The sequence below is a fragment of the Paenarthrobacter sp. A20 genome, from assembly GCF_024168825.1.
Lineage (GTDB): Bacteria > Actinomycetota > Actinomycetes > Actinomycetales > Micrococcaceae > Arthrobacter.
In genome coordinates, this window is the sequence record NZ_JALJWH010000001.1 from 2,957,212 (window position 1) to 2,968,165 (window position 10,954).

Annotated in this window: 7 protein-coding genes; 5 read left to right on the top strand and 2 right to left on the bottom strand. The window is 64.4% G+C overall.

Going from position 1 to position 10,954, the window contains the following annotated elements; genetic code table 11:
• The first annotated feature begins 158 nt into the window (after nucleotides 1–158).
• From J3D46_RS13730 to J3D46_RS13745, 4 genes are read left to right on the top strand one after another with little or no spacing between them, the layout of a single operon-like run.
• On the top strand, nucleotides 159–1,757 hold the full coding sequence (locus J3D46_RS13730; protein WP_231338982.1) for a cytochrome ubiquinol oxidase subunit I: 1,599 nt from the start codon (nucleotides 159–161) through the stop codon (nucleotides 1,755–1,757).
• 18 nt (nucleotides 1,758–1,775) lie between these two features.
• Entirely contained in the window at nucleotides 1,776–2,855 is a 1,080-nt protein-coding gene (gene cydB / locus J3D46_RS13735; RefSeq protein ID WP_253467722.1) for a cytochrome d ubiquinol oxidase subunit II, read from the top strand.
• Between the two features lie 7 nt (nucleotides 2,856–2,862).
• Entirely contained in the window at nucleotides 2,863–6,255 is a 3,393-nt protein-coding gene (gene cydD / locus J3D46_RS13740) for a thiol reductant ABC exporter subunit CydD (protein ID WP_231338980.1), read from the top strand.
• A 9-nt stretch (nucleotides 6,256–6,264) separates the two neighbouring features.
• Nucleotides 6,265–7,275, top strand: coding sequence for a GNAT family N-acetyltransferase (locus tag J3D46_RS13745; RefSeq protein ID WP_231338979.1), 1,011 nt, complete (start codon nucleotides 6,265–6,267; stop codon nucleotides 7,273–7,275).
• Between the two features lie 9 nt (nucleotides 7,276–7,284).
• Here the strand turns inward: J3D46_RS13745 and J3D46_RS13750 are convergent, their stop codons facing one another.
• Nucleotides 7,285–7,803: a DinB family protein gene (locus tag J3D46_RS13750; RefSeq protein ID WP_231338978.1), complete on the bottom strand. Its 519-nt coding sequence runs from the start codon at nucleotides 7,801–7,803 to the stop codon at nucleotides 7,285–7,287.
• 130 nt (nucleotides 7,804–7,933) lie between these two features.
• On the opposite strand from J3D46_RS13750, the gene J3D46_RS13755 reads away from it, so the two are divergent.
• Entirely contained in the window at nucleotides 7,934–8,317 is a 384-nt protein-coding gene (locus tag J3D46_RS13755; protein WP_231338977.1) for a VOC family protein, read from the top strand.
• Between the two features lie 77 nt (nucleotides 8,318–8,394).
• On the opposite strand, the gene J3D46_RS13760 is transcribed toward J3D46_RS13755, so the two are convergent.
• Nucleotides 8,395–10,911, bottom strand: coding sequence for a DNA topoisomerase (ATP-hydrolyzing) subunit A (locus J3D46_RS13760; protein ID WP_231338976.1), 2,517 nt, complete (start codon nucleotides 10,909–10,911; stop codon nucleotides 8,395–8,397).
• Nucleotides 10,912–10,954: the final 43 nt, after the last annotated feature.

The following is a 10,954-nucleotide window of genomic DNA, read 5'->3' on the forward strand; positions in this document are numbered from 1 at the left end:
GCGCGCCGCGCCCGGATGTGAACCCTTGCGCGTGGGTGACGCCACTTGAAGAATGGGATTCGTCGCCCGCCATTTGTTCTACACTGTGTAGAAGAGAAGTTTTCTACGTGACGTAGAAGTAAGTCATCGTACTTCGGTCCACCGCACAAAGGACAGCCATGGACGCCTTGGAAATCGCACGCTGGCAATTCGGTATCACTACCGTCTACCACTTCATGATGGTTCCCCTCACCATCGGCCTCGGTCTGGTGGTGGCCATCATGCAAACCATCTGGTACCGCACGGGCAAGCCCGAATATCTGCGGATGACCAAGTTCTGGGGAAAGTTGTTCCTCATCAACTTCATCATGGGTGTGGCTACGGGCATCGTGCAGGAGTTCCAGTTCGGTATGGCCTGGAGTGAGTACAGCCGGTTCGTCGGCGACGTGTTCGGCGCGCCACTGGCCCTCGAAGCACTGCTCGCATTCTTCGTTGAATCGACATTCCTTGGACTGTGGATCTTCGGCTGGAAGCAACTCAAACGCGGTGTTCACCTGGCCTGCCTGTGGATCGCCGTCATCGGCTCGGTCTTCTCCGCCTACTTCATCATCGTGGCCAACTCATGGATGCAGCACCCCGTTGGCGTGGAGATGGTGGACGGCCGGCCCGTGATGACCGACGCATGGGCGGTGTTCACCAACAACACAGCCCTGGTAGCCGTACCTCACACGCTCTTTGGCGCACTCGCCGTTGCCGGTGCGTTCCTCCTGGGCATCGCCTGGTACCACCTGTGGCGCCGCCGGCACGACGGCATCGACGTCGTGGGCAAGGACGGCAGGCTGGTTCCCGGCGAAGCCGCGATCCCCGGTCGGGACAAGTCCGATTACACGGTGTGGATGAAGAGCCTCAGGATCGGTGCAGTCGTTGCCATGATCTCCTTCGCAGGCACCGCCATCACCGGTGACCTGCAGGGCAAGCTGATGTTCGAACAGCAGCCCATGAAGATGGCCGCAGCCGAAGCTGCCTGCCACGACGGCACCGGATTCTCGGTCCTGAGCGTCGGCAACCTTGGCGCCACCAACTGCGATGACATTGTGGCCGTCATCGAAGTACCCGGCATCCTTTCCTTCCTCGCCAAGGGCGACTTCACGACCGAAGTAAAGGGCGTCAACAGCCTGCTGGGAGAGTACAAGGAAAAGTACGGAACCCACCTCCCGGACAACCCGCTGTACGGCGACCGCGCCGGACAGGAAATCCAGTATGTGCCAGTCATGGAAGTTACCTATTGGGGTTTCCGCATGATGATCGGTTTCGGCGGAATCGCTGCCTTTGCGGCCCTCCTGGCACTGTGGGTGACCCGCAAAGGCGTGGTACCCCGGTCGAAATGGCTCATGCGACTCGCTGTGTTCGGCATCCTTGCACCGTTCGGAGCCAACGCAGCGGGCTGGATCTTCACCGAAATGGGCCGGCAGCCATTCGTCGTGGCCCCCAATCCGGACATGAACGGCATCGACCAGGTGTTCATGTTCACTGCGGCCGCCGTTTCCCCGGGAGTCAGTGCCGGTGAAATCATGACGTCGCTGGTGGTCCTCACCGCCATCTACGCCGTGCTGCTGGTGGTCGAGGTGAAGCTGCTGGTCAAATACATCCGTGGTGGCGTGGCATCGGCCATGCCGGAGTTGGCTCACGCCGACGAAGGCAAGGACACCGACCACAGTGACAAGAACGATGCGGGGCCGGATAAGACCGGCGACGACGTCCTGGCATTCGCCTACTAGAAGCAGAGGAAACTGACAATGGAACTGTTGCCAACCATCTGGTTCGTGGCCATCGCGGTGCTGTGGACGGGGTATCTCTTCCTGGAGGGCTTTGACCTCGGCGTCGGCATGCTGATGAAACTGTTCGCCCGTAACAACACCGACCGCCGGGTATTGCTGAACACCATCGGTCCTGTGTGGGACGGCAACGAGGTGTGGCTGCTCACCGCAGCAGGAGCCACCTTCGCGGCCTTCCCCCTCTGGTACGCCTCACTGTTCTCGGCGCTGTACCTGCCGCTCCTCTGCGTCCTGGCAGCACTGATCTTCCGCGCTGTCGCGTTTGAATACCGCGGCAAGGTGGACTCGGAACGGTGGCGTAACCGCTGGGACTGGGCCATCGCCGTCGGGTCCTTCGGTGCAGCCTTCGGCATCGGCGCCGCCCTGGCCCTGACCACCACGGGCCTTCCCCTGAATGCCAACGGTGACCGCATCGGCGGCCCGATGGCCTGGTTCAGCGGTTACGCGCTCCTGGGCGGCTTCGGTGTGGTGGCGTTCGCGCTGGTTCACGCCTTGGCCTTCCTTGCCCTCAAGACCGACGGCGAGGTGCGGCACCGTGCCCGCCGATGGTTCGTGCGACTGGCGCCCGTTGCCGTCCTGCCCATGTTCGGATGGATGGTTTCAGTACAGTTCCTCAGTGGCAAGCCGTGGACCTGGGCCCTGGTGGCGGCCGCAGCAGGGGCCGTCGTCCTGGCATGGACGTTGGCCCGGGCCGGGTCCGAAGGGCGGGCGTTCGGTGCGTTCGGTGCCTTCATTGTCTGCGCTACGGCGTCGATCTTCGGGGCAGCGTTCCCGGTCGTCATTCCTTCCACCCTTGATCCAGCCTTCAACCTGACCATCTCCAACGCCTCGTCGTCGGATTACACACTGGGCCTTATGAGCATCGTTGCAGCCATTGGCCTGCCCTTGGTGATTGCGTACCAGTCATGGACGTACTGGGTGTTCCGCCGACGTGTCAGCGCGGCCCATATTCCAGAGGCCCACGGGTTCCTTCCCGCGATTGCTGCCAAGGTCCTGATCGCCAAGGACAGCCCGTCCGCCAGCAACACAACGGGAGACTAGCCGCCCCATGAAGCCCGTGTTCCCCTCCGGCCCCGCCACGCGATCAGCGCTCTACGCCCTAGGCCTGCTCTCTGCCCTCAAGGCCTTGTCCCTGGTCCTTATGGCCCAAGCCGTGGCGGGGATGCTGGCAGGATTCGCTGCCGGAACCGGAGACTGGGACAGCGGACTCATCTGGGGGGCTGTGGGAGCTGTCCTGAGGTCACTCACGGTGTGGGGCCAGGGCATCGCCTCCCGGCATGCAGCCCTGGGCGTCAAGGAGGAGCTGCGGGCGCAGCTGTTGAGGCGCTCGCTGGCCGACGGAGGCCCGTCGCCGGTAGCGGGAATGAACGACGGCGGCCTGGCAATCCTCGCGACGCGGGGCCTGGACGCACTGGACGACTACTACACCCAATACCTTCCCGCCCTGGTGAACTGCGCCACGGTGCCGCTGCTGATCGGGGCCAGGATCCTGTTTGCCGACTGGGTCAGCGCCGTGGTGATCGTCCTGACCGTTCCTTTGGTGCCACTGTTCATGGTCCTGATCGGCCGGCACACCGAGGACAGCGTCCGCGACGCCCAGACCACCCTCCGCAGGCTCTCCGGCCACATCCTTGAGCTGGCCAAGGGCCTGCCGGTGCTGGTGGGCCTGGGGCGCGCCAGTGAACAGCGCGCAGCATTGGAAGATATCTCGGAGCAGTACCGAAGCAAGACCATGGGCACCCTCCGGACTGCCTTCCTCTCCGCGCTTGCCCTCGAACTTATTGCGACGATTTCCGTAGCCGTGGTTGCCGTGTTCATCGGTGTCAGGCTGGTGGCAGGCGACATGGCCCTCGAAGCCGGCCTGCTGGCACTCATCCTCGCCCCCGACTGCTACCTGCCACTGCGGGAGCTGGGCACAGCCCACCACGCCAGCGACGACGGCCGGGCAGCCTTGGAAACCACCAACGCCGTGTTGGAGGTACCGGCCCACCAGCCACTGCAGGCAGGTGGCCCCTCGAGCACAGCCTCGACCGACGTAGTGGTGAGCGGACTGTCGGTGACCTACCGAGGAAGGTCCGGGGCCGCCGTCGGGCCCCTCAGCTTTACTGCCCCACGGGGCAGCATTACAGCCCTCGACGGCGACAGCGGCACCGGGAAGAGCACCGTCTTGGGCGTCCTCGCCGGACTCATCGGACCAGGGCCCGACGCTGCCGTCACGGGAACCGTGACAGGATCCGGGGCTGTGGCATGGGTGCCGCAACACCCCGTCATCGCAGCAGAAACGGTCCAGGAAGAGATGGAGCTGTACCTCGACGGGTACCAAGGCGACGTCACCGAGGCAGTCACACGTGTCCTTCAGAAGGCAAAAGCTGAACACCTGGCAGCCAGGAATCCCGCCGAATTGAGTCCCGGCGAACTGCGCCGGGTTGCCCTTGCCCGGGGCCTGGCAAGGGTGGAAGCCGGGGCCACGGTCCTGCTGCTGGACGAACCCACGGCACACCTGGACCACTACTCAGCGGGGGCGGTCCGCAACGCCATCGAAACGCTGCGGGGCACCGTCACCGTGATCCTTGTGGCCCATGATGCCGACACCCGTGCGCTCGCCGAGCACCTGGTGCCCATTGGAAGCAAGCGCCATGAGGCCGGGCCTGAGGTTCCACTGGTGCGCGCCAGGAACACCACGGACTCAGCCGCAGCCCGTGATGCAGCTGCTGTGGTCCACCCCGTCATGAACCCCGCCGCAAAGACCAGCAGCCTGAAGGGCCTGCTGGTGATACTGAAGCCCGTGCAGTGGAAGTTCGCAGCAGCTGGCACAGTTGCAGTCCTGGCCGCCCTGTTCGCCGTGGCGTTGTCCGGTTTGTCCGGCTGGCTGATCATCAGGGCAAGCGAACAACCTCCCATCCTTTACCTGCTCGGCGCAATCGTGGGCGTCAGGTTCTTTGGCATCGGCAGGGCCGTGCTGCGCTATTGCGAGCGGCTCCTCACCCATGACGCCGTGTTCGCCGCCATGACCCATCTCCGCGGAGCACTGTGGGCAACGCTGAGCCGCAGGGCACTGTCCCTGAGGCGCCTCCTCCACGGCGGCAACGTGCTGGGCTCGGTCGTCGATGACGTCGACACCCTCCGGGACCTCCTACCGCGGGTAGTGCTTCCCCCAGTGACCGCAGTGGGCGTCGGCGGAGCAGCGATCGCAGCCACCGCCATCATTCTGCCCGCAGCGCTTCCCGCCGTGGTGGTGGCGTCAGTGGTGGGCCTTGCCCTTGCCCCGCTCCTTGCCGTCCTGGCTGACAGGAACGCGGCCAGGGCCGAACAGCAAATGCGCTCCGCGGTACTTCGTGGCGTTGCTGCAGCATTGGATGCCCGGGCCGAACTGACGGCCAACAGTGTGGCCGGGCCGCTCCTCAAGGACCTGCGCACCAAGGATCGGGCAGCCACACTCTCCGCCCAACGCTCGGCATGGGCTGAAGGCCTCGGCCAATCGGTGATCGTCCTGGCTTGCTCATTGGGAGCCCTGTGGGCAGGTGCCCTCAGCGCTCCCTCGGTTGCCAACGGTTCGGTTGCCACCGAACTCGTGGCAGTGGTCGTCCTGATGCAGCTCGCCTTGGTGGACGCCTTCGGCGGTATTGTCTCGGCCGTACGACAAGCCCCGGCGCTCGCAGCTGTCCTCGGGAGGGTGGCAGAATCAGGTGCGCTGGATGCTCCTGCCGCAGTTGACCGTGCCGAAACGCCCGACGGCGGCCCGCAGCCGCTCCCGGATCGCGATGGCAAAGTGGGACTTGAGTTGAACGACGCGGCGGCCGCCTGGCCCGGGGGTCCGAACGCCTTCGCCGGCCTCACGGCCGAAGCCGGGCCGGGCCGCTGGCTTGCAGTGACCGGACCCTCGGGCGCGGGAAAGACCACGCTACTGTCCGTACTGCTGGGCTTCCTGCCCCTTGCGCAAGGAAGTGCCAAGTTGACAGGCGCGGCGGCATGGTGCCCCCAGGAGGCGTACCTTTTCGACTCCACTATCCGGGGAAACCTCTTGCTGAGCCGCCCGGCCGGAGCGAAACCCAGTGAGGATGACATGCGCAAGGCCCTGGCCGACGTCGGACTCGACGGGGTGGTGGCCGCATTGCCAGGTGGGCTGGACGCCCGCATCGGCCCTGGCGGCTCCTTCCTCAGCGGCGGCGAACGGCAGCGGCTGGCGATGGCCAGGACGCTCTTGACCGGAGCCTCCGTCTTGTTGCTCGATGAGCCCACCGCGCACCTGGATGCCGGTTCGGCACGGGAAATGATGGCCATCCTCCGCAAAGGGCTCAAGGACGTCACTGTAGTCCTGGTGACGCATAACCCCGAAGACATCGATCCGGCAGACGCGCGACTTGAGCTGCCTGCAGCACGGCCCGCTGCTTACCCAGCCGTGGGCGCGCCGGAGCTGGTGGGAAGGCCTACCCCTCAGTAGCCTGTTGGCATGTCTTTCGAAGCCCCAAGCCAAGCCTTGCCTGACGCCGACGCCACCGGACTGCAGTGGCGGCCAGCCACCATGGAAGACCTCGACAACTGGGCCGGACTGATTGCCCGGACTGCCGCCGTCGAACATCCTGCGTGGTACGAAAAGCGCGGCGACCTGATCCACATCCTGGAATCCAGTAAGAATCCGCCCCGGACGAGCACGCTGCTGGGCCTGGACTCCGGGGAAACTGCACGTGCTTACGGGCGGATCTCCAAAAACCCCAGGGGCGACAAAGCCACGGGCATGGCGTGTGTCGATCCCGAATGGCAACAACGCGGAATCGGCTCCGCTGTCCTGGTGTGGCAGGAAGAGCAGGTCCGCAGGCGGTTCCAGGCCGACCAGGCAGCCGGGCACACCACCGCCCCACCCCGGCTCCGCATCCAAACTGAAGAGCAGCACGATCACCAGGCCACGCTCTTGTTGGGTCACGGCTACGGTACGGTGCGCTGGTTCAATGAGATGCACCGACCCTTGTCGGCAGGTCTGCCGGAAGTCCCGCTGGGTGCAGGGCTGGAACTGAGGACCCTGGATCCCACGCTCTTCGAGCCGGTACGCCAAGCGCACAACGATGCTTTCCGGGACCACTGGGGGAGCGAGCCCAGGGACGAAGAATCGTGGCGCTTCACCATCGAGGAGCCCACAGCGCGGCACGATCTCAGCGCGGTGGTTCTCGACTCCGCTACGGGGGAGGTGGCCGGGTACCAGCTGACCAGCTTCGACCCCCATTCGGCATCCGATCGCGGATTCAAGGAGGGCTACACCGAACTCCTGGGTGTGCGGCGCGCCTTCCGCGGCCGTCGCATAGCCCAAGCACTGCTGGCCGACGCCATGCGAAGGTACATCGACGCCGGAATGGACGTAGCGTCACTGGATGTGGACTCCGCCAACCCCACCGGGGCACTGGAACTCTACCTCGGCATGGGCTATATGCCGGTGAACCGCAGCATGACGTGGGAGAAGATGCTCTAGCCGGGATTCCTAGCCATCCACGTCATGAAGATGGTGGACAACATCGTGAAGGAAGTACTGCGAGAACGTCAGCACAGTGAACGAAGACCCGTTGCTCCGCGTTCCGGAGCGCTGCCAATCATCCTCCACCACGCGGGCGAACGACTCGGCGATTTCCTGGCCCTCGGCCTCCAGCTGGTCGGCCACGGTCCGGGGATCTGCCGAACCGTATTCTCCGTCGATGGCGGCCTGGTCCTGGTCCCAATTGGCAAACCGGGCGTCGTCCTCGGTCAGCATCAGGTTCAAACGTTGGTCAAACAAGCTGAAGACATCACGGACGTGGCAGGCGTACTCCAGGTTGGACCACGTGTGGTCATTGGGCCGCACAGCTGCATCCTCGCGGCGGAGGACAGCCCTCCACCGTGGAAGCATGTTCAAGACCGTGCCCGGCACCGTGGAAGGAGTCACCGTGGCAGGGTCGAACCCGCACTCGGGGCAGGGTTCGGACAGTACCCAGGTCCAGTCTTTTTCATCAGGGATGATCGGCATGCGGCCAGTCTAAGCCGATCCGCCCCGGACCCCTTTGCAGACGATGAAATATGGTGTCGTTTTCCAATTACTTACCTGCCCGCCCAAGAGTAAAGTTCGTTCCGGGGGGAGAGCCGGAAAAGAGAAGAACATGCTCAAGGATCAGCAGGTTGGTGCCGTCCTACCGGCACAGGACATCGCCCGGGCCCGCGCGTACTACAGCGAGAAACTCGGACTCGAACCCGAAAATCCGGACGCCGACGACAACCTCCAATACAGGTGCGGCGATGGAACGGGATTCTTCGTGTACCAGACCCCCAACGCCGGGTCGGCGAAGAACACCCAGATGGGTTGGATGGTCAGCGATGTCAAGGCCGCAGTGGAGGAGCTCCGCGGCAAGGGAGTCACGTTTGAAGACTACGACTTCCCTGGATTGAAGACCGAGGACGGGGTCGCCACGATGCCTGACGGCAGCGCTGCAGCATGGTTCCTGGACAGCGAGGGAAACATTCTGAGCCTCAACCACAACGGCTAGCCCATGCGGTGGCCCGCAGGCCACGGCAACAGTAAAGGCCGGAGTGTCCAACCCCGGCCTTTGCCGTGCACTGCTGATTACCCGGCGGTCTCTGTCCACGCCATGCTCGGGCCAATCGCCTCTACCGGCTGTGACAACGGCACGCCCGAGCCATCCCGACGGCCGTGCTCGTGCGGAAGCGCCCTGGCAACCCCGGCCGCGGATGATGCTTTGGCGGGTCCGTGCCCGGCCCATGCCATCAGCAATGTGTCCTCGCCCTTCAGGAAGCGGTGCACCCTCACTCCACCGGTGGCCCGCCCCTTGGCTGGGTACTCGTCGAAGGCTGTGACCTTTGCGGTTCCTGGTGCCGTGCCGGGCAGGGCGCCATTGGTGCCGGCAATGGTCACCACGACGGCGGCAGGATCGTTGGCGCGCACGGTACCGAAGTGGATCACATCATCGCCGGCGGCCAGCTTGATGCCGGCCATGCCACCCGCCGTGCGGCCCTGCGGCCGGACGTTGGAGGCGCTGAACCGGAGCAATTGCGCCTGCCTTGTCACGAAGACGAGATCGACGTCGTCCTCTTGTGCCGGTTCAACGGCGAGGACTGAATCCTTGTCCTTCAGGGCGATGATTTCCCAGTCCTCGCGGTTCAGCGGGTAGTCCGGCTGCACACGTTTCACGACGCCCTGGACCGTGCCAATGGCCAGGATTGCATCCAGGGGAACGAACGCCACCAGGGTTTCACCCTTGACCAGCGTGATGAAGTCCTTCGCCGGCACGCCCCCGGCGAGGTTCGGCAGGCCGGAGACCGGCGGGAGGGTGGGCATGTCCATCACCTGCAGGCGCAGCATGCGGCCCTGGGAAGTGACGGCACCGATCTCGCCGCGGGCAGTGGTTTTAACGACCGACCGGAAGACATCATGCTTGGCCCGCGGCCCTGCTTCGGCCAAGGGTTCCTGGTTGGACGTCCTGGCGATCTGGCCGGAAACGCTGAGCAGTGCCCAGCAGGGGTCGTCCGGAATTTCAAGGGGCAGCGCGGCGGCCTTGCCTTTGGGACCAGGGGTGGCTGCCGCGAGGGCCGCAGCCACCGTGGGGGAGACCGCTTCGGATTCAAGGAGCACCGTGCGGCGGGGCGTGCCGTACTTCTCGGCGATAACGGCCAGCTCACCGGATACAAGATCGCGAAGCAGCTCATCCGAAGCAAGGATGGCTTCGAGCGCTTCGATTTCACGGCGAAGCTCGTCCTGCTCCTTCTCCAGTTCAAGGCGGGAGTATTTGGTCAGCTGCCGCAGCCGCAGTTCCAGGATGTAGTTGGCCTGGATCTCGGTGAGGTCGTAAATGGACATCAGCCGCTCACGCGCTGCCGAGGCTTCATCGGAGGACCGGATGATCTGGATGACCTCGTCGATGTCCACGATCGCGATCAGCAGGCCCTCCACCAGGTGGAGGCGGTCCTTTTTCTTGCCCAGGCGGAAGGAGGTACGCCGGCGCACAACGTTCAGGCGGTGTTCGACGTACACCTGCAGCAACTGCAGGAGGCCCAGCGTCTGCGGCTGGCCGTCCACCAACGTCACGTTGTTGATCCCGAAGGAGTCTTCCATGGGCGAGTACCGGTACAGCTGCTGGAGGACGGCGTTGGGGTTGAAGCCGTTCTTGAGCTCAATGACCAAGCGAAGGCCGTGGTTGCGGTCCGTCAGGTCAACCACATCGCTGATGCCGGTCAGCTTCTTGGCGTTGACGGCGTCCTTGATCTTCTCGATGACCTTTTCCGGGCCTACCATGTAGGGGAGCTCGGTGACAACCAGGCCCGTGCGTCGGGCGGAAAGCTGTTCCACCTCCACCTTGGCGCGGGTCTTGAAGGAACCGCGGCCGGTGGCATAGGCGTCGCGGATTCCGTCCAGGCCCACTATGCGGCCGCCAGTGGGGAGGTCGGGCCCCGGGACGAACCTCATGATGTCTTCAAGGGTGGCTTCAGGGTTGGCAATCAAATGGCGGGCGGCGGCGATGACCTCAACGAGGTTGTGCGGCGCCATGTTGGTGGCCATGCCCACCGCGATGCCGGTGGTGCCGTTCACCAGCAAGTTGGGGAATGCGGCCGGGAGAACGTCAGGCTGGGTCAGCTGGTTGTCGTAGTTGGGGACGAAGTCCACTACGTCTTCGTCGAGATGGTCCGTCATTGTCAGCGCAGCGGCCGCCAGGCGCGCCTCGGTATAACGCGGTGCTGCCGGGCCGTCGTCGAGCGAGCCGAAGTTGCCGTGTCCGTCGATCAGCGGCAGGCGCAGGGAGAAGTCCTGTGCCATGCGCACCATGGCGTCATAGATCGCGGCGTCTCCGTGCGGGTGGAGCTTACCCATGACCTCGCCCACGACGCGGGCACTCTTGACGTGTCCACGGTCAGGGCGCAGCCCCATGTCGGCCATCATGTACAGGATGCGCCGTTGGACAGGCTTCAGTCCGTCGCGTGCGTCCGGGAGGGCACGCGAATAGATCACTGAGTAGGCGTACTCCAGGAAGGAGCCTTCCATCTCGGAAGTGACGTCAATATCGACGATGTTCTCGGTGAAATCGCCGAGGGGCTCGGCTTTGCGTGCGGAAGATTGGCTGCGGGCCATGGGGTCGGTGAATCCTTGAAAGTCGTACTGCGGATGTTTTAGC

What these genes read in the sequence shown, in the direction of transcription:
- J3D46_RS13730 (WP_231338982.1), top strand. Translation starts at nt 159, where the DNA reads ATGGACGCCTTGGAAATCGCACGCTGGCAATTCGGTATCACTACCGTC.
- cydB (WP_253467722.1), top strand. Translation starts at nt 1,776, where the DNA reads ATGGAACTGTTGCCAACCATCTGGTTCGTGGCCATCGCGGTGCTGTGG.
- cydD (WP_231338980.1), top strand. Translation starts at nt 2,863, where the DNA reads ATGAAGCCCGTGTTCCCCTCCGGCCCCGCCACGCGATCAGCGCTCTAC.
- J3D46_RS13745 (WP_231338979.1), top strand. Translation starts at nt 6,265, where the DNA reads ATGTCTTTCGAAGCCCCAAGCCAAGCCTTGCCTGACGCCGACGCCACC.
- J3D46_RS13750 (WP_231338978.1), bottom strand. Translation starts at nt 7,803, where the DNA reads ATGCCGATCATCCCTGATGAAAAAGACTGGACCTGGGTACTGTCCGAA.
- J3D46_RS13755 (WP_231338977.1), top strand. Translation starts at nt 7,934, where the DNA reads ATGCTCAAGGATCAGCAGGTTGGTGCCGTCCTACCGGCACAGGACATC.
- J3D46_RS13760 (WP_231338976.1), bottom strand. Translation starts at nt 10,911, where the DNA reads ATGGCCCGCAGCCAATCTTCCGCACGCAAAGCCGAGCCCCTCGGCGAT.